The following is a 19,954-nucleotide window of genomic DNA, read 5'->3' as shown; positions in this document are numbered from 1 at the left end:
CCGGTGAAGAGTGCGCGGAGGGTTTACAGCCCTCTTTCAACGATGTAAAAAGCTCCCCGTACCGCCGAGTCGACCGCAAGTGCCGTCTTTCCCGTGAGCGCTCTCAGTGCCGGGGCCGTGCCGTTTGGGGACTTCCATGAAGCCGACCACACTCCTCAGCCGTACTTCCGCCAGGACCCTCGTCGCCGCCGGCTGCGCCGCGGGCCTGCTCTTCGCCGCCGGCTGCGCGAAGTCCGAGGACGACGGATCCGGCGGCGGTGCCGCGTCGCGGGACCGGGGCGACGCCGGACAGGAGGTCGCGTCCTCGGGCAAGGGGGGCGGCAAGACCTGCGGGATCGACACCTACGGCGGCAAGAAGCTGAACCTGGAGAAGGCGACCGTCGGGTTCTCCCAGTCCGAGAAGGAGGCCAACCCCTTCCGCATCGCGGAGACGGCCTCCATCCGCGCCGAGGCCGAGAAGCGCGGGATCAAGCTCCTCGCCGCCAACGCCCAGTCGCAGTTCTCCAAGCAGATCAGCGACGTCCAGGACTTGATCACCAAGGGCGCCGACGTCCTCGTCATAGCGCCCCTCAACTCGGACGGCTGGGAGCCGGTGCTGCGCGCGGCGGGCGCCAGGCACATCCCGATCGTCACCATCGACCGCAAGATCAACGCCACGGCCTGCAAGGATTACGTGAGCTTCATCGGCTCCGACTTCGTCGAGCAGGGGCGGCGGGCCGCGGACCGTATGATCGAGACGACGGGCGGCAAGGGCAAGATCTCGATCCTGCTCGGCGCCGCGGGCAACAACGTCACCACCGAGCGCACCAAGGGCTTCGAGGACCGCATCAGGGAAAAGGCCCCGGACCTGAAGGTCGTCTTCAAGCAGACCGGTGAGTTCGCCCGCGAGAAGGGCCAGCAGGTCACCGAGCAGCTCATCCAGTCCAAGCCCGACATCACCGGTATCTACGCCGAGAACGACGAGATGGGTCTGGGCGCCGTCAACGCCCTCAAGGGCGCCGGCAAGAAGGCCGGTGACGTGAAGATCGTGACGATCGACGGCACGAAGGGCGCCGTCGAGGGCATCGTGGACGGCTGGATCGACGGTGTCATCGAGTCCAACCCGCGCTTCGGCCCGCTCGCCTTTCAGACCCTGGACACCTTCACCAAGGGCAGAAAGGTGGCACAGGACATCGTCATCAAGGACAGCGCGTACACCAAGAAGAACGCCCGGGCCGACCTCGGCAAGGCCTACTGACATGCTGTCGGTGACCGGCCTGACCAAGACGTTTCCGGGCGTACGCGCCCTGGACGGGGTCGACTTCACCGCCCGCGCGGGCGAGGTGCACGCGCTGATCGGTGAGAACGGCGCGGGCAAGTCCACGCTCATCAAGATCCTGACCGGGGTCCACCGGCCGGACGCGGGCGAGCTGACGTACGACGGCCGCCCTGCCCGGTTCGACACGCCCCTCGAGGCACAGCGGGCGGGGATCTCCACCATCTACCAGGAGGTCAACCTCGTCCCGCTGATGAGCGTGGCCCGCAACCTCTTCCTCGGCCGCGAACCGCGCGGCCGGCTCGGCCTGATCGACTTCCGCCGGATGCACCACGAGGCGGACGAGGCCCTGCGTTGCCTCGGCGTCCGCGTCGACGTGCGCCGCCCGCTGCGCGAACTCGGCGTCGGCGCGCAGCAGATGGTCGCCCTGGCCCGCGCGGTCTCGGTCGACGCGCGCGTCGTCGTGATGGACGAGCCGACGTCGTCCCTCGAACCCCGCGAGGTGCGCACCCTCTTCGGCGTCATCCGCATGCTCCGGGAGCGGGGCATCGCGGTGATCTACGTCAGCCACCGGCTGGACGAGCTGTACGAGGTGTGTGACGCCGTGACGGTGCTGCGCGACGGCAAGGTGGTGCACAGCGGGCCGCTGGCCGACCTCGACCGGCTTCGGCTGGTGGCACTGATGCTGGGCCGGGAGATCGAGACGGTACGGCAGGAGGGGCTCACCCGGTTCTCGGGCGACCACGAGGCGCAGCCCGAACCCGTCCTCGTAGCGCAGCAGTTGACGGTGCGTCACCGGCTTGACACGGTCTCCGTCACCATCCGCCCCGGTGAGGTGGTGGGGCTCGGCGGGCTGCTCGGCTCGGGCCGCAGCGAGACCGCGAAGGCCATCGCCGGCGCGCTGCCGCCCGACTCCGGGCGCGTACTCCTCGCCGGCTCCCGGATCCGCACAGGATCGACCCCGGCGGCCATCCGCGCCGGCATCAGCCTCCTCCCGGAGGATCGCAAGGCGGAGGGCGTCCTCCCCGGCCTCTCGGTCCGCGAGAACATCGCCCTGGCCGCGCTCCCCCGCCTGTCCCGCTTCGGCCTGGTGCGCGAGGACCGCATCGACGCGATCGTGGAGACGTTCATGAAGCGGCTGCGCATCAAGGCGTCCGGCCCGCACCAGAAGGTCGGCGAACTCTCCGGCGGCAACCAGCAGAAGGTGCTGCTCGCCCGGTGGCTCGCGATGCACCCGAAGGTCCTCCTGCTCGATGAGCCGACACGCGGCATCGACGTCGGCGCCAAGGCCGAAGTACAGGGTCTGGTCGATGAGTTGGCGGCGGAAGGGCTCGGTGTGCTGCTGATCTCCTCGGACATGGAGGAGCTGATCGAAGGCTCGGACCGGGTCGTCGTCCTCAAGGACGGCGCCGTGGTGGAGGAACTCGCCGGCGCCCAGGTCACCGAGGACCGGCTGCTCCGCGCCATAGCCGCCCCCCGCACCGCCCCTGCGGGAGGCCGTGGTGAGTGACCCCTCCCCCACCGCGCTCGCCGTTCCCGCGGGGCCGGACCCGAAGGACACCCCGGTCCCGCACGACCGGGAACGCGCCCTCCGTTTCCTCCAGGAGTACGGCGTCTACGTCGGCGTCGCCGTCCTCCTCCTCGTCAACGTCCTCATCACCCCGCACTTCCTCTCCGGCGAGAACTTCCGCACCCAGGCCGTCCAGGTCGCCCCGGTCATCGTGGTGGCACTCGGCATGGCCCTGGCGATCGGCACCGAGGGCGTCGACCTGTCCGTCGGCTCGGTGATGGCCCTCTCCACCTCGCTGGTCTCGCTCTATCTCGGCTACGGCACGGGGGTCGCCCTGGTCGTCGCGGTGCTCGGCGGCATGGCGGTCGGGGCGGTGAACGGCTCGCTCGTCGCCTTCATCGGGGTCCAGCCGATCGTGGCGACGCTCGCCCTGATGGTCGCGGGCCGCGGCCTCGCCCTCGTCCTGCTCCCCCAGCTCAAGGAGGTGCGCGACCCGACCATGGCGTCGCTCGGCTCCGGCGACGTGGCGGGCATCCCGTACCTGGTCCTCATCGCGGCGGCGCTCGCCCTGCTCGTCGCCTTCGTCGTGCGCCGCACCACGTTCGGCCGGCGGCTCCTCGCCATCGGCGACAGCCGCCCCGCCGCCCTCCTCGCGGGCCTGCCGGTGCGCCGCGTACTGATCCTCGTGTACGTCGTCTCGGGTGCTCTCGCCGCCCTCGCCGGCGTCCTCGCGACGGCCCGCCTGAGCGCCAGCGACCCGACGTCGCTCGGCAATCTCATGGAGCTCTCCGCGATCACCGCCGTGGTGGTCGGCGGCACTCCGCTGAGCGGGGGCCGCGTCCGGATCGGCGGCACCGTGGCGGGCGCCGTCCTGATCCAGCTGCTCACGGCCACCCTCATCAAGCACGACCTGCCGCCGTCGTGGACACAGATCGCCCAGGCCGTGGTGATCGTCCTCGCCGTCTACGCGGCACGTGAGAGGGGCAGACGATGACCACCGAAACGAAGAACCCCGCGGACCCCGTGAAGCAGGCCGCCCATGAGGAGCGGCACTCCGTCGGCCCGTCCCGTTCCGACCGGCTGAGCGCGCTGGCGCAGCAGCACGGCGCGCTGGTCACCCTGGTCGTCGCGGTGGTCGCCGCGTCCGCCGGCTTCGACACCTTCCTGACGGGCGACAACCTGGAGAACATGGCGGTGTCCTCCGCGTTCCTCGCGGTGGTCGCGCTCGGGATGACGTTCGTCATCGTGACCGGCGGCATCGACCTGTCGGTCGGCTCGCTGTTCGCCCTCGGCGGGGTGCTCGCCGCCTGGGGCTCCCGGTACGGCACGGCGGTGGCTCTGCTCCTGCCGCTCGCCGTGTGCGGACTGATCGGCCTGGTCAACGGCCTGCTGATCGCCCGCTCCCGGCTCGCGCCGTTCATCGTGACGCTCGCGGCGATGCTGGGGGCGCGCGGCATCCTCCTCTCGGTCACGGACGAGGGGTCGACGACCTACCTGGTCGACAAGGACACGTTCTTCGCGACGCTCGGGCAGGGCAAGGTGCTCGGCGTGGGCGCGCCGGTGTGGATCACGGTGGGCCTGTTCGTCGCGGGTGCCGTGGTGCTGCGCCGTACCCGGTTCGGGCAGTACGTGTACGCGGTGGGCGGCAACGAGGACGCGGCGGCGCTGATGGGCGCGCCGGTGGCCCGTACGAAGATCGCCGTCTATACGGTGTCGGGGCTGTGCGCGGGGCTCGCCGGGGCGCTCAACGCGGCCTGGCTGGTCTCGGGGGTGACGATCCTCGGCTCCGGCATGGAGCTGGAGGCGATCTCCGCGGTGGTCATCGGCGGCACGCTGCTCTCCGGCGGGTCGGGCTTCATCAGCGGGTCGCTGGTGGGCGTCCTGCTCCTGAAGGTCATACAGAACGTCATCAACCAGATCGGTTCACTCGACTCGGCCTACCAGCAGGTGGTGAGCGGGGCGTTCCTCGCGGTGGTGGTGGTCGCGCAGACGTGGCTGGGGCGCCGGCGCCGGGTCCTGTGACCGCGCGCCCCGGTGGTACCGGCCCTCAGACCGGCACGACCTGCCCCTTGCCCAGTGCGATCACCCCGCCCTTCGAGACGGTGTACAGCTCCTCGTCCCGCTCCGGGTTGACGCCGATCGTGGCGCCCGGCGGTACATCGACGTTCTTGTCGAGGACGGCGCCCCGCACCACCGCGCCCCGCCCCACCCGTACGTTGTCGTGGAGCACGGAACCCTGGACCACGGCGCCCTCCTCGATGGTCACGCCGGGCGAGAGGACGGACCGGGTGACCTGGCCGCGGATGACGCAGCCGGGGCTGACGATCGACTCGCCCGCGATGCCGCCCGCGCAGAACTTGGCGGGCGGCAGGCCCCCCGAGTGGGTGTAGATGGGCCAGCGCCGGTTGTCCAGGTTGAAGACGGGATGGTCGGAGATCAGGTCCATGTGGGCTTCGTAGTACGTGTCGAGGGTGCCGACGTCTCGCCAGTAGCCGTGGTCGCGCGGGGTCTCGCCGGGGACGTGGTTGCTGTCGAAGTCGTACACCTGGGCCATGCCGCGCTCGGTGAGCAGGGGCAGAATGGAGCCGCCCATGTCGTGGGCGGACTCCTCGTCCTCCGCGTCCTGCTGGAGGGCGTCGACCAGGGTCTTGGTGGTGAAGAGGTAGTTGCCCATCGAGGCGTAGACCTGGTGCGGGGCGCCGGGCAGGCCGGGCGGGTCGGTCGGCTTCTCCAGGAAGCGGTCGACCTTCACCCCGTCGCGTGCGGGCGTGATGACGCCGAACGACGGCGCCTGTGTGCGCGGCACCCTGATCCCGGCGACGGTCACCGCTGCGCCGTTCTCGATGTGCTGCTGGAGCATCTGCCGCGGATCCATGCGGTAGACGTGGTCGGCGCCGAACACCGCTATGTAGTCGGGCTGTTCGTCGTGGACGAGGTTGAGCGACTGCAGGATGGCGTCGGCGCTGCCGAGGTACCAGCGCGGGCCCAGGCGCTGCTGGGCGGGGACGGGGGTGACGTAGTTGCCGAGGAGGGACGACATGCGCCAGGTCGTCGACACGTGGCGGTCCAGGGAGTGCGACTTGTACTGCGTCAGGACGCAGATGCGCAGGATGTCGCCGTTGACGAGGTTGGAGAGGACGAAGTCGACGAGGCGGTAGGTGCCGCCGAACGTGACGGCCGGTTTGGCGCGGTCGGCGGTGAGCGGCATCAGCCGCTTCCCCTCTCCGCCCGCGAGCACGATACCGAGCACCGAAGGTCCACCGCGCATCCCAGCCCCCTACTTGTCGGCTATCTGTCGGCCTGCAGGATCTCCTCGTACACCTCGACCGTGCGCCGGGCGACCGCGTCCCAGCCGAACTCGCCGAGGGCTCGGCGGCGTCCGGCCGCGCCCATCGCGCCGGCCCGGCCGGGGTCGGTGGCCAGCCCGTTCAGGTGCAGCCCGAGGTCGTGCTCGAAGGCTTTCGGGTCGTTCTCCTCGTAGGGGACGAGTACCCCCGTCTCGCCGTCCTGCACGACTTCCGGGATGCCGCCCACCCGTGAGGCGACGACGGCCGTGCCGCAGGCCATCGCCTCCAGGTTGACGATGCCCAGCGGCTCGTACACGGAGGGGCAGACGAACACGGCGGCGCGGGTGAGGAGTTGGACGACCTCGTGACGCGGCAGCATCTCGGGGATCCATGTCACCCCGGCCCGGGTGCGGCCCAGCTCCTCGAAGAGCGTGCGGAACTCGGCGTCGATCTCGGGGGTGTCCGGCGCGCCCGCGCACAGGACCAGCTGGACGTCAGGGTCCAAGTGCCGGGCGGCGCGCAGCAGATGGGGCACTCCCTTCTGTCGCGTGATGCGTCCGACGAAGAGGACGTACGGCCGCGCCGGGTCGATGCCGATCCGCTCGATGACGTCGGTGCGGGGATCGGGACGGTACAGCTCGGTGTCGATGCCGTTGTGCACCACGTGGACCCTGGCCGGGTCGACCGCCGGGTAGCAGGTGAGGATGTCCTGGCGCATCGCGCCGGACACCGCGATGACCGCGTCGGCGGATTCGACGGCGGTGCCCTCGGCCCATCCGGAGAGGGCGTAGCCGCCGCCCAGCTGTTCGGCCTTCCAGGGGCGCAGCGGCTCCAGTGAGTGCGAGGTCATCACGTGCGGGATGCCGTGCAGCAGCTTGCCGACGTGGCCGGCGAGGGCGGCGTACCAGGTGTGGGAGTGGATCAGGTCGCGGCCCGCGAGGGCCGCCGCCATGGAGAGGTCGACGGAGAAGGTGCGCAGCGCGTCGTTGGCGCCGTCGAGCGCGGGCCAGGCGCGGTGGCGCACGAGGCCGTCGCCCGCGCCCTCTCCCCAGCAGTGCACGTCGAGGTCGACGAGGGAGCGTAACTCCCTTGCGAGGAACTCGACATGGACGCCGGCACCGCCGTAGACGTCCGGTGGATACTCCCGGGTGAGCAGGCCCACCTTCACGTAACGCCCTCCGTCGTCCGTCCGATGCCGGCCGCGCACCTCATGGTCACCCAGACGGGGCCTCGGGGGAAGACCGCTGCGGCGGGCGGTCGAAGCAGCAGTCGCCGCACAGGCCGCCGCCGGGGCAGCGGTAGTAGAGGCAGCAGCTGCGGCGCCGGAAGGCGGTGCCCCGCAGGGTGCCGGTGCCGCGCAGGTCGGGGTGGTCGAAGAGTTCGGCGGCGAGTTCCCGGGCCCGCTCCCCGACGTCCGCGCGTCCCGTGCGCGCCGCCCAGCCGTGCAGTTCGCGCGCGGCACCCGCGAGCGCGGAACCGGCGTTGCCCCACAGCAGCGCGGGCGAGATCCGGTACCGGGCGCGCAACGCGGCGGAGAGCGGCACCAGATGACCGTCCCGGACCACGCTCAGCACGGTCGCGGCATCGCCCGGCAGCGGGCGTACGCCGGCCAGCCACAGGTCGTCGGGTGAGGTGCCGTCGGCGTCCCAGGAGAGCAGCGCGGGGTCGAGGTCGGGCACCCGGCCGTACAGCGCGGCGGAGCCGAGCGCCACGGACCAGAGCCGGGCGGCGAGCCCCAGCTGCGCCACGGAGGCCGCGACGCGGTCCTCGGGCGCGCCGAGCCGGCGGGCGACCTTGCCGACGCGGAAGGAGAGCGGGTCGGCGGCGCCCGCGGGGGCCGGGCGGGCGTACGCCTCCGCCAGCGGCCGGGCGCCGGCGGCGCTGGCCGGGGCGTCCCGCAGGGCGAAGAATCCGCCGACGGAGGTGAGTTCTGCCAGGTCGATGAGGGTGGTCACGACAGCAGTACAGCAAGGTCCGCGGCGCGGCGCGGCCGCGGGGTGCCCGGTGGGGTCGATCTCCGCCCGACCTTCGGGTCAGCCCAGCTGTTTCAGGAGCGTGAGGCCGCTCTGTTCGAGCTGGTAGAAGACGCTGCCGCCGACGCGCTGCTTCCACACGATGCCGCTCCCGGTCAGCACCGCGAGGTGCTGGGAGACGGTGCTCTTGGCCAGTCCCACGGCCTCGGCGACCGCTGTGGTCGTCATCGGCAGTTCGAGGGCGCGCACCACTTGGGCCCGCCCCTTGCCGAGCAGCAGCGCGAGCCGGTCCTGCGTGGTGTGGGCTTCGGTGCCCGCCGTCAGGACCCGCAGCCGGCCCGTGGCCCGCGCCTGGTAGGTCAGGGCCACCCCGTCGTGGTCCTCGACGAGCAGCCGCAGGCCGCCGGAGAACACGGTGGGCACCAGGAGCAGCCGTGACCTCGCGATCCGCAGATCGAGATCCTGGTGGTAGGGCACGGTCAGCCGGGGCCTGTTCCAGAGCACCCGGCCGCCGAGCTCGCCGAGCATGGCCTCGGCGCCTTCCACGGCGAGCGTGCGGCCACGGAGCTGGATCTCCTCCTCCAGCGAGGCCCGGATGCGGTCCCAGTACGGGGCGACCGCGCACTCCCAGTATCGGAAGAGCGCGGAGTACAGCCCCTCCATGCCCGGGATGTCACCCCTGGTCCGGCGCAGGTGGGCCAGTTCGGCGGCGAACGTGTCCAAGGAGGGGTCGGGCAGGGGCATGAACCCCCGCAGGAAGTGCGGGAGTCCGGCGTCGCCCGCCATCCCCACCAGGTCCCGCGCGAGTCCGGACGGCATGCGCAGCCGTACCGCTCGCGCCCAGTCCGTGTACGGGGCCGGGACCTCGCCCCGGTAGCGGGCCAGCAGGCCGAGGCTTCCGAAGGTCTCCCAGAGGGGGCTGAAGGCCAGCCGCACGGTGTGGAGGGTCTCCTCGTCGACGTCGATCCTGATCACGACGCGGAACACCGTCTGTGAGGTCGCTGCGCCACTCCACTGTCCCCCGTCCGTCGATGGCGAATCGAAGATGCACTCGGCTGGGCCGACGATAGCCAGAAAGGGTCAGGAGACGTCCACCCGCATGGCGATGTCCTGGCAGAGGGCGAGCACGTCCTTGATCCAGGGGCGGGGGTCGGCGGGGTCGTACGTCCGCATCGTCTCCACGGCCCAGTACTCGTCGAACGAGAGGAACATCGGCGATGCCGCCTTGAACCTGTTGGCTCGCCACTTGGGCTGGTGGCTGCCGAACTCGCCCTCGCCCTCCAGCAGGGCGTCGACGGCGTGTCCGAAGGCCAGTCGGGACGAGAGCGTCGCGCTCGCCAGGTCTCCCGCCTCCATCTGCCCCAGCGCGTCCTCGACGAACATGTCGGCCTCGCCCAGGGAGCGGGCGATGACGAAGGAGCGGAAGGCGGTCCCGGCGAGCCGGCGGCGGCGGTCCTCGACCCACTCCTCGCCGGTCAGCGGAAGGCAGTTGCCGATGCGGGCGAGGGTGAGTTCCTCGACGGGCGCGAGGACGTTGCCGGCGATGGTGCCCCGTTCGTACGCCTCCCAGGAGACCTTGTCGAACATCTGGTCCATCTGGGCGTCGACCCAGTACTTCACCTCCCACCGCTTGTCCCGCGCGTAGAAGACCTCGACGCCCACGGACGGCGGATCGAGCGAGACGGGCAGGGCCTCGCTCGTCTCGGCCTCGCGCATCGAGCGCGAGACGACGTAGATGTCGTAGTCACTGCGCGGGTTGTGCCAGCCACGCGCGGCGGAGCCGACGACGAACGCGGCGAGCGCGTCCTCGGGTATGAGGTCCCGCTCGCGCAGCGGGGCCAGCCAGTCGTCCTTGGTCATCTTCTCCATGCCATGCGCCCTTCTGCTGGGTGGGGCCCGGCCGGGCCTCTCACCACTCGACGATGCCCTTGTCAGCCAGCCCGCCGAGGAATTCGACGACGTCCGTGAGGGCTTCCTGCTCGTCGGCCCCGTACTCGTCGGCCACCAGTCGCGCCACGTCGGCGGTGGTCCTGCGGCCGTCGAGCGAGGCGAAGATGAAGGCGGCGATGTCCTCCAGGAGCAGTGCCCTGTCCTCGTCCCCGATCAGGAAGTCGTCCTTCACGCGGCGGATCCTGATGCCGAGCACGCGGCGCGGCACGGCATCGCTCTTCGCGAGTGCTTCAGTCATCGCTCTTTCCTCTCGCCTCACTCAGATCACGCCTGTTGCGCACGGGACTCATGATGAGGACGACCGGTGCGAGCAGGAAGCCCGCGCACACGACCCACAGCGCGGCGCGCAGACCGAACGCGTCGGCGAGTACACCGGCGAAGAGGGCCCCGAGCGGAAGGACTCCCCAGGACAGGAAACGTACCGTGGCCATCACCCGGGAGAGCAGTTCCGGCGGCGACTCCACTTGCCGGTGCGTGCGGGTGACGATGCTGCCGATCACCACGGCCATCGCCACGGCGGCGTTGCCGATGACGAAGAAGTAGAGGTTGTCCCGCGAGGTCGTCAGCGGAATGATCAGCGCGAGGGCGCCGCCGGCCAGCCCGGCCAGGATCATGGCCCGCGCGGTGCCGGTCCGCGCCGCGAGCCGGACCGTGACCAGCGATCCGATCAGGGAGCCGACCCCGTCCGCGGCGATCACCAGTCCGACCACGGTGGAGGAGGCTCCCGCCTCCCGCACCAGGTAGAGGGGGGTCAGCGCCATCAGCGCGGCGGTGAAGAAGTTGCTCACCGCGGCCCAGATCGCGCACGGCCTCATCACGGGGTGCCGGACCACGAAGGCGCATCCCTCGCGGATGAGCCGCCAGGCCGGGACCTGCGGCTGGGGCTCCGGTCTGCGCTCGGGGAGTGTCCACAGCGTCACGGCCGACACCAGGTAGCTGATGCTGTCGATCAGGAGGACGTTGACGGCGCCGGCGACCTTGATGAGCAGGCCGCCGAGGGAGGGTGCCCCCGTCTGGCTGACCGCTTCGGTGCCCGAGACCAGGCTGTTGCGCGCGGTGAGTTCGTCCTTGGAGACCAGCGCGGGCAGGAAGGTGGAGTTGCCGATGTCGAAGAGTACGGTCGCCAGGCCCGTGACCAGGGCCGTCAGCAGCAGGTGCGGGTACGTGAGCCGGTCGAGCCACCAGGCCACCGGCACGGACCCCATCGCCACCATGCGGATGAGGTCCATCGCCACCTGCATGTCGCGCAGGGGGAACTTCTGCACGATGACGCCGGCCGGGAGCCCGAGGAAGAGCCAGGCGGCCTGGCTCGCGGCGGCCAGCAGGGTGACCTGGAAGGTGGTGGCGTCCAGGGTGGTGAGCGCCACGAGGGGCAGCGCCACCGCCGTCATGTTGGATCCGGCGCGGCTCACGGTGGAGGCGAACCAGAAGCGCCAGAACGTCCTGGAATCCGACGGGGTACGAACAGGGGCGGGGCTCGTCGTCATCCGGCGAGTTCCTTCTCGACGACGCCGCGTTCCCGGTGGTCCGGTGCCGAAAGGCCGGCCTCCTCGAACGCCGCGAGGGTGTGGGGGTCCCGCAGCGCGCCGGCCTCGGTGAGGTAGCGGGTCAGCTGGGACGCCGCCGCGGCGACGCCGCTCTGCACCTGGTGGGCGGGCCAGCTCTCCGTGACGACCTGGTCGATCTGTTCGGTGGTCAGGCCGACGGCCCGCAGGTGGCGTGCCGTCTGCGCGTAGTCGGGTTCGAGGAAGGCGTAGATGACCGCGGGCAGCAGCGGGCCGACGGCCTGCCGTTCACCGGGCGTCAGGGCCGGCCAGAGGTGTCCCAGTACGGACCTGAAGTAGACGTGGTGACGGCCTTCGTCCTCCGCGTGGTCGCGGATGATGTTCCGTACGGACTGCGGCAGTCTGCTGTCGCGCGGGATGTGCGAGAGCATCCCGGAGATGAGCGTCTCGCTCACGATGGCGAACAGGAGCCCCTCGACGCCCCGCAGCCGGTGCGGCAGCCTTTCGCGCACCTCGTCGAGCCGCGCCAGGAACGCGGGGGGTGTGCGGTCGTCCCCGCGCAGCCACGGCACCCGGGTCTCCGCCTCGATCTCGCACGCGAAGTCGTGCGAGAACTGCGCGTGCCACGCCTCATCCGTGACGATCTTGTACGCGTCGGACCTCATCCGCCCCGGCAGGGCGAGACCCGAACGGCCGCGGCTGATCTTCGTGGCCACGGGGATGACCGCGAGGTTCTCCAGCTCAGTCGTGAACTCCAGGTAGTCGTAGAGGCGTTGCAGGAGCAGGCCCTTCACCACGGCGGCCCCCCTGGCGGCGACCAGGGGATGCAGCACCACGGGATACAGCTCGGGCGGGAAGTAGAGGTCCAGCTCTCCGGCGTCGAAGCGGCGGCGCGGGCGTCGGCGTACGCTCGCCAGGTCGTCCCAGCGCTCGAACCGGCTCACGTACTCCGGGCCGCGCGGCCGCCCGGCGGCTTCCCCGCGTATCAGCTGTTCCCCGAACCGCTGGACATACATGCGCGCTCCCCTCAGGCGACGAACGCGATGAGTCGCTGGTCCAGGAGGGCGGCCAACTCCTCCAGCGGCACGATGGGGGCGACGCCGTCGATCCAGGGCATCGCGTACGCCCCCCACCCCGGACCCTGCCAGTGCCCGATGAGCGGCACATAGAAGGGCGAGAGGTCCGGCAGCTCCTCGTGGATGCGGGCGATCTGCTCGGGCTTGCGGAGGAAGGAGTGCAGGTCGTGGCCGTCCACCGACCCGGCGCCGGCGTGCAGGACCTTGACCACGACCGCCTGTTCGTCGCCGTCCTGGCACAGATACACCTGCGCCGGCGTGCCGCCGCCGGTGAGCGGACGTGCCCGCCGCAGCCTCAGCTCATCGCGCACGAGCAGCGGGGTCCTCTCCAGCGCTCCCTCCGCAAGGGCCGCACGGGCCGTACGGGATGTACGCGCCGTACGGGCACGTATGCCGGAGTCGGTCATCGCTGTATTCGCCCTCCGCCACAGGTGCACCCATAGGTACACATCGCCAGTGATCGCGTCTTCTTCATCGCCGGGTCGGGCCCGCCGTCCGGACGGCCGGGTCAGCTGCCCTCGCGGGGCCCGTCCGCCCGCTGCGCCGACAGGACATCGGCGACCACGAGTTCGTTGACGGTCTCGAGGACTTCATCGGCGGAGGAACCGTCGACATCGATGACGTGCCAGCCCCACCGGGCGGCCATCTCCTCGTACTGCGCCAGCAGCGAGCTCTGCAGCTCCAGGAACGACTCACGGCCATCCCGGCCCGCGAACCCCATGTCCTCGACCGGCCCGACGCCGCCGCGGTGTGCCGTGACGCGCCGGTAGCACTCCTCGGGCGTGACCCTCAGAAAGATGCCGATGTCGGGCTGCATGAACGAGGTCGAATACGCGTCGGTGATGAAGTCCCGCATTTTCGCGATGACCTCCCCGGAGAGGTCCTCGTGCGGGACCTCTTGGGCGACTCGCAGCACCTTCATCACGTTCTTGTAGCCGAAGCTCTCGGTGACGACTATTTTGCCGCCGGACACGCTCTCGTTGATGAACTCGGCCTGGATCAGCATGTCGGCGACGAATTCGAGCATCGCGGACGCCGCCATGCCGGAGCGGTGCACGTCGGTCGGGTGGATGGTGCCGTTCTTTTCGAGCTCGGCGTGCGTGAAGTCCTCGTAGAGTGGCGGTCCGTTCTGCACGCGGAGCGAGGATTCGTCCGTCGCGCCGCCGTAGCGGGACCGCCAGGTCTCGACGAGGAGTTGGCGCAGGGTGAGGTGCGGGAAGTCGATCCGGTCGACCTGCGCGGCAATGTCCCGCCACCGCACGAACTCGGACTTGAGCCCCTGGTCCGCCAGGCGCGCCGTGAGGCCGCGGGCGACCGTGGTCTTGCCGGCTCCGTCCAGCCCCAGGACGCCGATGTACATGCCCCGACTCGTCCCGGCCGCCGCATTCGTCATAGCCATGCGAATGATTTCATGTCGGTCAACATCCGTCCGCTCTTTCATGTCCTAAGCTTTACCTGGCCGCACCATTTCGCCCCGTATCACATGAGGCTCGAAAAGCATTCGCTCATCCCGGTGGGGACGCAGACCCGGATAAGCCAGCTGGCCACCGGGCGCACAGCAAGGGTGGCCCGACCGGCGCATCGCAGGGAAAAGCGCAGGCGTTTCCACCCTTTTGGCGCGGATTTCAGGCGGGCACCGGGTAAATCGGTCGGTGCGAGGGCCGGTGAGGACGCGGCGGGAGTTCTCGGACCGCCGGTCGAGTCGCCTGCGCGCCGGTTCCGGCGCAATACAGGACCAGACAAGCCGTACACCCCCCGATGTCCGTTGGTGGGGTGTTGGGGGCGGCTCGCCCGGTTCTCGCACACGAGCCGGGTCTGTCCGTCACCGTGCCAGCAGTGCTTCCCCGGCAACACCCGGACGGACCATACAGCATGACGTTGCGTCACGCGTCGTAGCGCCGTCCCGGATGGTGAGCGGCCCATTGGCCCACCTGCTCGAAACCCAAGGCCCACAATCCAGAAAACCGGCACACAGGGCGCCCAATCCGATGGCGGGGCGTTGACGCACTCCGGGCACAGTGATTAGCTCCTCGTTCAACGAAGCGGGGCATCTCGGCGCCCTCGCAGGTCACTTGCCCGGCGGCTCGCCGCCGGCAGCAGCTGCGGGTCTCGGAGAACGCCGTACCCCTGGCGCGGCTGGCCGGTGACGCACGCATCGCGGACGCGGCATTTCACCTCCCCACCCTGCTTCTGCTGATGAGCCGGCGCCCCGAGGACTTCCGCGAGGAACTGATCGGCGCGGATCTGTGCCTGCGCGCCGTGGGTCTGCCCCCACCCCTGGCCCTGGCCGGCCCGGAGCTCAACAGCGGCCGGACGGCGCTCGATTACTCGCAGGCCGGGGACGGCACCCTCTCGCCGACCACGCACTGCCGTGACATCGCGGACACCCTGGTGCAGGCCGGTCCCGAGGCGGCGGCGCGCGTGTACGCGGGTTTCGGCTGGGCACTGGCCGCGGTCCGAGGCCACATGTCCGCCCTGCACGAGGAGTTGCGGGCCTCACTCGACCCCGGGTTCGCCATGGCCGAGCTGATGCGACTGCGCTCCAGGGAAGGTGCGGTCTACCACCACCAGGTCCTGCTCGAAGGCCGGTCGCTGTCGGCGTGGCTCAAGGAGTGCCGGGACGACCCGAAGCTGTTCCTCGCCGTCCTGGCGCGCAGCAGGCTCATCAGGCCCGGACGTGCCGATGCCAGTCCTCTGGTGAGGGAGTTGGTCGGCGAGCGCGGCCCGATGTTCCGGGTCTTCTCACCGGACGACCTCACCGTCATCCGCCGCTGGATCGACGCCCTCACCGAAGACCACCCCGGCGAGACCTCCGTAGCCACGCTCCCGGAACCCACCACCGTGCAAGCGTCGGCACCCCGCCGACTGGAGGCCCTGCCAGCCCTGTTGGAGTCGAAGGCACCGTCCGGAGCCGCCCCGCGCGAGCTGCGCGAGGCCTATCACACGCTCATGACGCGCACCGCGGGACCGGAGCTCGACGCCTGGAGTCTGCGGTACGTACGGGGATGGCTGGCACGCACCCGGCACCGCATGAACCCCGGCTCCGTACCGCTCCCCGAGCGGTGGACGCCCGAGGGCCTGCGCCCCTGGCTCCAGGGACAACACGACCGTCACGGCGAGCAGTTCGAGGAGAGCGCGGAGGCTCCGCTGCCGTCACGGGAGGCCGTGGTCGACGACGCCGTACAGACGGCACCGCTCACCCTGATCGACGGCAGCTGGCTGCAAGGATTCACCGACTACGAACTGGCGTCGTCCGAGATCGGCCACTCGCTCTTCGCGACCTACTGGGACGAACTCGGCAACGGCGAGCCCGACCTCAACCACCCCCTGATCTACCGCCAGTTCCTGGAAGAGATGGACATCGTCCTGCCGCCGACGGCCTCGCCGGAGTTCGCGAACTGGCCGGGCTTCCGCGACGCGTCGTTCGAACTGCCCGTCTACTGGCTGTGCGTCGGACGCTTCCCCCGCACGTTCCTGCCCGAGGTGCTCGGCCTCAACGTGGCCATGGAGCTCTCGGGCGTGGGCGGCACCTACCGCCGGGCCGGCCTGGCCCTGCGCAAGTACGGCTTCAGCACGCGCTTCGTGGACATCCACAACACCATCGACAACGTCGCCACCGGGCACTCCGCGTGGGCGGTGGACGCCGTGGACACCCTCATGGCCAGTCTGCCGGGATCGCCCGGACCGGGCGGCCGGGCGGAGGCCTGGGAACGGGTGCGGGTCGGCTACCGCTCGCTCAACCCGCCGGCCGGCTTCCTGGCCCGCAGGGCCGCCCGCCGCGGACGGTCGACGGGAAGCCGGTGGCGCGGCACTCAAGCGGTGACGGCAGGGGCGGAGGAGCACACCAGTGTCTGACTTGGTTCTCGGGATCTCGTCCTACTACCACGACAGCGCGGCCGCGCTCGTACGCGACGGAGTCCCCGTCGCGGCGGCGCAGGAGGAGCGGTTCAGCAGGAAACGGCACGATGCGTCGTTCCCCGCCAAGGCGGTCCGCCACTGCCTCGACGAGCTGGGCGTCACCTTGGAGGACATCTCCGCGGTCGCGTACTACGAAGACCCCCGGCTCAAGTTCCGCCGCGTACTTGCCACGTTGGTGGGCGCCGCGCCCGCCGGTGTCGACTCCTTCCGTCGTACGCTGCCGAGTTGGCTGCGCCCGGACGGCAAGCTGCGCACGCTCCAGGTCGTACGGCGCGAACTCGAGTCACTCGGCCTGGGGCGCGTACCGGACATCGTGGCGCGCCGCCATCACGAGTCGCACGCGGCCTCCGCGTTCTACCCCAGCCCGTACCGGTCGGCCGCCGTGCTGTGCGTGGACGGGGTGGGCGAATGGGCCACCACGACGCTCTGGCACGGCCGGGGCACCGAGTTGCGACCGCTGGCCGAGATCCGCTTCCCCCACTCGCTGGGACTGCTGTACTCAGCCCTGACCTACTTCTGCGGCTTCAAGGTCGACTCCGGCGAGTACAAGCTCATGGGCCTTGCGCCCTACGGCCGGCCCCGCTACGCCGAGTTGATGAAGGAACGGCTGATCGACATCAAGCCGGACGGATCGTTCCACATGAACATGCGGTACTTCGAGTATCTGCGGGGGCAGGTGATGACCGGCCGCGCCTTCGAGAGGCTCTTCGGCGGCCCCCGGCGTCTCCCCGAAGGGCCGCTGACGCAGCGGGAGTTCGACCTGGCCGCCTCCGTCCAGAGCGTCACGGAGGAGGTGATGCTCCGCCTGGCCCGCACGGCGCGGGAGCGCACCGGGGAGTCGACCCTCTGTCTCGCCGGTGGCGTGGCACTGAACTGCGTCGCCAACGGAGAGATCGTCAAGAGCGGGCTCTTCGACGAGGTCTGGATCCAGCCCGCCGCCGGGGACGCCGGCGGAGCGCTGGGGGCGGCGATGGCCGTGGCGATGGAGCGAGGGGCGGCGCGCGACCACGTCGGCAGCGGGCAGGACGCCATGTCGGGGTCGCTGCTCGGCCCCGCGTTCACCGACGAACAGATCGCCGCGTACCTGGAGAGCCACGAGATCCCCTACCACCGGTCGGCCTCCGGCAGTCCGGCCGAAGACGTCGCGGCGGCGCTGGCCGAGGGCAAGACCGTGGGCTGGTTCCAGGGCCGCATGGAATTCGGGCCCCGGGCGCTGGGCGCCCGGTCCATTCTGGGCGATCCGCGCGATCCCGCGATGCAGTCCTCGATGAACCTGAAGATCAAATTCCGGGAATCCTTCCGCCCGTTCGCGCCCGCAGTGCTGGCGGCCGACGCCAAGGATTACTTCGACCTGGGCCAGCCGAGCCCGTACATGCTGGTGGTGGCGCAAGTGGCGGCGGCTCGGCAGTTGCCGGTGACCGAGACCGACGCGACCGGCATCGATCTGCTGCACGTGCGGCGTTCGACGATCCCCGCCGTCACCCACGTCGACTGCTCCGCGCGCGTGCAGACGGTCACCGAGGACGGCAACCCCGCCTTTCACGAACTGCTCACCGCCTTCAAGGCACGCACCGGCTGCCCGGTCCTGGTCAACACCTCGTTCAACGTCCGCGGAGAACCGATCGTCAACTCACCGCACGACGCGTACACCTGCTTCATGCGCACGGACATCGACATGCTGGCGATGGGCGGCTTCCTGTTGCACAAGAACGAGCAGCCCGCGTGGTCCGAGGAGGGCGACTGGCGTGCGGAGATCCCCCTCGACTGACCCGTCCCGCCGACCACACTCACCGCGGAGGTCGTGACGTCATGCTCTTCATCAGCTATTTCCTGGTGGTCACCCCCGTCGGCCTGGCCGTCCGCCTCCTCCACGACCCGCTGACGCGGCGCCGCAGGAGGCGGGCGACGACGTACTGGCGCGATGCAACGGTTCGTTGACGACCACTCCCGGAAAACCCCTCTTGGGGAGGACACGGCGGTGGTCATACTCCATCGGCAGTAGGAACGATTGACTGCTCAGGTACGACGACCCGGAGGAAATTCGGCGTCATCGTTGTCAGTATGGAAGCAGACCGTTCGCCAGACCGGGATAGCCGGACGCACCGCACCCCGCGGAGCACGTCATGAGTGCTTTGGCACTGTCCGTGCTGCTCTCCCTCGTCTCAGCCGTGGCGTACGCCGGCGGGGCGATCCTGCAGGAGCGCGTGGCGGCGACGACACCGGGGCAGGGCTACGCACCGCTGCGCCGGGGCGCCTGGTGGACGGCGATCGCGCTGAACGGCCTCGGCGCCGTGCTGCACGTGGTGGCCCTCGCCTACGGCCCGCTCAGCCTGGTCCAGCCGCTCGGCGCGCTGACCATCGTGTTCGCCCTGCCGATGGCCGCCGTGTTCGTACGCCGCCGGGCCGGGGCAGCCGCCTGGCGGGGCGCGCTCATGGCGACGGTCGGGCTCGCCGGCCTCCTCTCGCTCACCTCGTCGTCCGACTCGCAGTCCCTGGCCGACGCGGAGCGCCTGATGCTCGCCGTGGCCACCGGCGGCGGCGTGCTCGCGCTGATGGTGGCGGCACACGCGGCACACCGGCACCCGGTGGTACGCAGCGTCCTCCTGGCCTGCGCGGCCGGCGCCGCCTTCGGCATCGCCTCGGTCTTCACGAAGACGGTGGCGGTGGACTGGGACCAGAACGTCGCGCTCCTGCAGCAGCTCCCCACCCTCGGGGCGATCGCGGTGCTGGCGGCGGCCGGCGTCCTGCTCTCGCAGGCCTCCTACCGGGGCGCGGGCCTCGCGGCACCGCTCTCCACGGTGACCGTGGTGAACCCCGTGGTCGCGGCGGCCGTCGGCCTGACCCTCTTCGGAGAATCCTTCCGCCACGGCACCGCGGGCACGGTCCTCGCACTGGTCTGCGGCGCGGCAGCTGCGGGCGGCCTGATCCTGCTGACGACGGAACGCATCGCACGGGAGACTTCGACGGCGGAGACGGGGATGGCGGGCGAGGTGGTGTCGGAGGCCGCGCCGGCGGCAGGCGAGACGGCGGTGGTCGAGGCGTCGGCGGTGGAGACGGAGCAGGGTGGCCCGTCCGTGCGGGAGGCGGTCGCGGGAGCGAGGTCCGGATCCGGGGCTGGCGGTACGACCCGGGCTACCGGGGCTACTGGCGCGGAGGCCGGTTCGGAGACGTCGGCGACGGTGGACGGGGTCGAACCGCGACCCGTGGCCGACGCGCTGCCAGCGGTCCCGAGCCAGCAGCCACCGGCCACGCATCACCGGGGCAGGCCTCGCCAAGCGAGGCGCCGGGAGCGCATCGGGTCCTGAGGGGATAAGCCCCACAGAGGGCCACCAGACGTGTCCATCGCTCTCGGGCCGGTGGGGCGCTCTGGAACTGGCACCCTGATCCCGAACCGGAGCAGTGCTCTCGATCCGATCCAACGCTTTCGAGCTGGTGCGATGCTCTCGGGATTGCGCGCCGCTCTGGAACGAGTGCGGCTCT

18 protein-coding genes are annotated in these 19,954 nt (G+C 70.7%); 8 read left to right on the top strand and 10 right to left on the bottom strand.

Going from position 1 to position 19,954, the window contains the following annotated elements:
- Window positions 1-136: 136 nt before the first annotated feature.
- From ACZ7DY_RS03000 to ACZ7DY_RS02985, 4 genes are read left to right on the top strand one after another with little or no spacing between them, the layout of a single operon-like run.
- Window positions 137-1,237, top strand: a complete 1,101-nt coding sequence (locus ACZ7DY_RS03000) for an ABC transporter substrate-binding protein (RefSeq protein ID WP_471129202.1) — start codon at window positions 137-139, stop codon at window positions 1,235-1,237.
- A 1-nt stretch (window position 1,238) separates the two neighbouring features.
- Window positions 1,239-2,765, top strand: a complete 1,527-nt coding sequence (locus ACZ7DY_RS02995; RefSeq protein WP_471129200.1) for a sugar ABC transporter ATP-binding protein — start codon at window positions 1,239-1,241, stop codon at window positions 2,763-2,765.
- Window positions 2,758-3,759, top strand: a complete 1,002-nt coding sequence (locus ACZ7DY_RS02990; protein WP_471129197.1) for an ABC transporter permease — start codon at window positions 2,758-2,760, stop codon at window positions 3,757-3,759. Before ACZ7DY_RS02995 ends, ACZ7DY_RS02990 begins: the two co-directional genes overlap by 8 nt.
- On the top strand, window positions 3,756-4,787 hold the full coding sequence (locus tag ACZ7DY_RS02985; RefSeq protein WP_471129194.1) for an ABC transporter permease: 1,032 nt from the start codon (window positions 3,756-3,758) through the stop codon (window positions 4,785-4,787). The genes ACZ7DY_RS02990 and ACZ7DY_RS02985 overlap by 4 nt, the downstream gene beginning before the upstream one ends.
- 25 nt (window positions 4,788-4,812) lie before the next feature.
- On the opposite strand, the gene glgC is transcribed toward ACZ7DY_RS02985, so the two are convergent.
- The 10 genes from glgC to ACZ7DY_RS02935 all read right to left on the bottom strand — a co-directional run bounded on the left by glgC (window position 4,813) and on the right by ACZ7DY_RS02935 (window position 13,955).
- A complete protein-coding gene (gene glgC, locus ACZ7DY_RS02980) occupies window positions 4,813-6,033 on the bottom strand; it encodes a glucose-1-phosphate adenylyltransferase (RefSeq protein WP_471129192.1) in 1,221 nt (406 codons plus the stop codon).
- A 20-nt stretch (window positions 6,034-6,053) separates the two neighbouring features.
- Window positions 6,054-7,220 (bottom strand): glycogen synthase, encoded by a 1,167-nt coding sequence (glgA, locus tag ACZ7DY_RS02975; protein WP_471129190.1) that lies wholly within the window; start codon window positions 7,218-7,220, stop codon window positions 6,054-6,056.
- 46 nt (window positions 7,221-7,266) lie between these two features.
- Window positions 7,267-8,007 (bottom strand): (2Fe-2S)-binding protein, encoded by a 741-nt coding sequence (locus ACZ7DY_RS02970; RefSeq protein WP_471129188.1) that lies wholly within the window; start codon window positions 8,005-8,007, stop codon window positions 7,267-7,269.
- A 78-nt stretch (window positions 8,008-8,085) separates the two neighbouring features.
- Complete coding sequence (locus ACZ7DY_RS02965) at window positions 8,086-9,000, bottom strand: ArsR/SmtB family transcription factor (protein ID WP_471129186.1); 915 nt, start codon at window positions 8,998-9,000, stop codon at window positions 8,086-8,088.
- Window positions 9,001-9,105: 105 nt separating this feature from the next.
- Window positions 9,106-9,894, bottom strand: a complete 789-nt coding sequence (locus ACZ7DY_RS02960; RefSeq protein ID WP_471129184.1) for a nucleotidyltransferase domain-containing protein — start codon at window positions 9,892-9,894, stop codon at window positions 9,106-9,108.
- 40 nt (window positions 9,895-9,934) lie between these two features.
- Window positions 9,935-10,213, bottom strand: a complete 279-nt coding sequence (locus ACZ7DY_RS02955; protein ID WP_471129181.1) for a PqqD family protein — start codon at window positions 10,211-10,213, stop codon at window positions 9,935-9,937.
- On the bottom strand, window positions 10,206-11,462 hold the full coding sequence (locus tag ACZ7DY_RS02950) for an MFS transporter (protein ID WP_471129179.1): 1,257 nt from the start codon (window positions 11,460-11,462) through the stop codon (window positions 10,206-10,208). The genes ACZ7DY_RS02955 and ACZ7DY_RS02950 overlap by 8 nt, the downstream gene beginning before the upstream one ends.
- On the bottom strand, window positions 11,459-12,496 hold the full coding sequence (locus tag ACZ7DY_RS02945; protein WP_471129176.1) for a diiron oxygenase: 1,038 nt from the start codon (window positions 12,494-12,496) through the stop codon (window positions 11,459-11,461). Before ACZ7DY_RS02945 ends, ACZ7DY_RS02950 begins: the two co-directional genes overlap by 4 nt.
- An 11-nt stretch (window positions 12,497-12,507) precedes the next feature.
- The gene (locus ACZ7DY_RS02940) at window positions 12,508-12,963 is read right to left on the bottom strand and encodes a hypothetical protein (RefSeq protein ID WP_471129174.1); all 456 of its coding nucleotides are present in this window, start codon (window positions 12,961-12,963) and stop codon (window positions 12,508-12,510) included.
- A 101-nt stretch (window positions 12,964-13,064) separates the two neighbouring features.
- Window positions 13,065-13,955, bottom strand: coding sequence for a dTMP kinase (locus ACZ7DY_RS02935; RefSeq protein ID WP_471129173.1), 891 nt, complete (start codon window positions 13,953-13,955; stop codon window positions 13,065-13,067).
- Between the two features lie 797 nt (window positions 13,956-14,752).
- On the opposite strand from ACZ7DY_RS02935, the gene ACZ7DY_RS02930 reads away from it, so the two are divergent.
- The 4 genes from ACZ7DY_RS02930 to ACZ7DY_RS02915 all read left to right on the top strand — a co-directional run bounded on the left by ACZ7DY_RS02930 (window position 14,753) and on the right by ACZ7DY_RS02915 (window position 19,779).
- Window positions 14,753-16,411: an iron-containing redox enzyme family protein gene (locus tag ACZ7DY_RS02930; protein WP_471129172.1), complete on the top strand. Its 1,659-nt coding sequence runs from the start codon at window positions 14,753-14,755 to the stop codon at window positions 16,409-16,411.
- Window positions 16,404-18,242, top strand: a complete 1,839-nt coding sequence (locus tag ACZ7DY_RS02925; RefSeq protein WP_471129169.1) for a carbamoyltransferase family protein — start codon at window positions 16,404-16,406, stop codon at window positions 18,240-18,242. Before ACZ7DY_RS02930 ends, ACZ7DY_RS02925 begins: the two co-directional genes overlap by 8 nt.
- 41 nt (window positions 18,243-18,283) lie before the next feature.
- Complete coding sequence (locus tag ACZ7DY_RS02920; RefSeq protein WP_471129166.1) at window positions 18,284-18,412, top strand: hypothetical protein; 129 nt, start codon at window positions 18,284-18,286, stop codon at window positions 18,410-18,412.
- 185 nt (window positions 18,413-18,597) lie between these two features.
- Window positions 18,598-19,779 (top strand): DMT family transporter, encoded by a 1,182-nt coding sequence (locus ACZ7DY_RS02915; protein ID WP_471129163.1) that lies wholly within the window; start codon window positions 18,598-18,600, stop codon window positions 19,777-19,779.
- The last annotated feature ends 175 nt before the right edge of the window (window positions 19,780-19,954 follow it).

The organism is Streptomyces sp. NPDC037013, from assembly GCF_055607265.1.
This window is presented reverse-complemented; position numbering and strand designations above follow the sequence as displayed.

Excerpts from the sequence above, each read along its gene's own strand:
- ACZ7DY_RS03000 (WP_471129202.1), top strand. The coding sequence starts at position 137 with ATGAAGCCGACCACACTCCTCAGCCGTACTTCCGCCAGGACCCTCGTC.
- ACZ7DY_RS02995 (WP_471129200.1), top strand. The coding sequence starts at position 1,239 with ATGCTGTCGGTGACCGGCCTGACCAAGACGTTTCCGGGCGTACGCGCC.
- ACZ7DY_RS02985 (WP_471129194.1), top strand. The coding sequence starts at position 3,756 with ATGACCACCGAAACGAAGAACCCCGCGGACCCCGTGAAGCAGGCCGCC.
- glgC (WP_471129192.1), bottom strand. The coding sequence starts at position 6,033 with ATGCGCGGTGGACCTTCGGTGCTCGGTATCGTGCTCGCGGGCGGAGAG.
- ACZ7DY_RS02960 (WP_471129184.1), bottom strand. The coding sequence starts at position 9,894 with ATGGAGAAGATGACCAAGGACGACTGGCTGGCCCCGCTGCGCGAGCGG.
- ACZ7DY_RS02955 (WP_471129181.1), bottom strand. The coding sequence starts at position 10,213 with ATGACTGAAGCACTCGCGAAGAGCGATGCCGTGCCGCGCCGCGTGCTC.
- ACZ7DY_RS02950 (WP_471129179.1), bottom strand. The coding sequence starts at position 11,462 with ATGACGACGAGCCCCGCCCCTGTTCGTACCCCGTCGGATTCCAGGACG.
- ACZ7DY_RS02945 (WP_471129176.1), bottom strand. The coding sequence starts at position 12,496 with ATGTATGTCCAGCGGTTCGGGGAACAGCTGATACGCGGGGAAGCCGCC.
- ACZ7DY_RS02940 (WP_471129174.1), bottom strand. The coding sequence starts at position 12,963 with ATGACCGACTCCGGCATACGTGCCCGTACGGCGCGTACATCCCGTACG.
- ACZ7DY_RS02935 (WP_471129173.1), bottom strand. The coding sequence starts at position 13,955 with ATGGCTATGACGAATGCGGCGGCCGGGACGAGTCGGGGCATGTACATC.
- ACZ7DY_RS02930 (WP_471129172.1), top strand. The coding sequence starts at position 14,753 with ATGAGCCGGCGCCCCGAGGACTTCCGCGAGGAACTGATCGGCGCGGAT.
- ACZ7DY_RS02920 (WP_471129166.1), top strand. The coding sequence starts at position 18,284 with ATGCTCTTCATCAGCTATTTCCTGGTGGTCACCCCCGTCGGCCTGGCC.
- ACZ7DY_RS02915 (WP_471129163.1), top strand. The coding sequence starts at position 18,598 with ATGAGTGCTTTGGCACTGTCCGTGCTGCTCTCCCTCGTCTCAGCCGTG.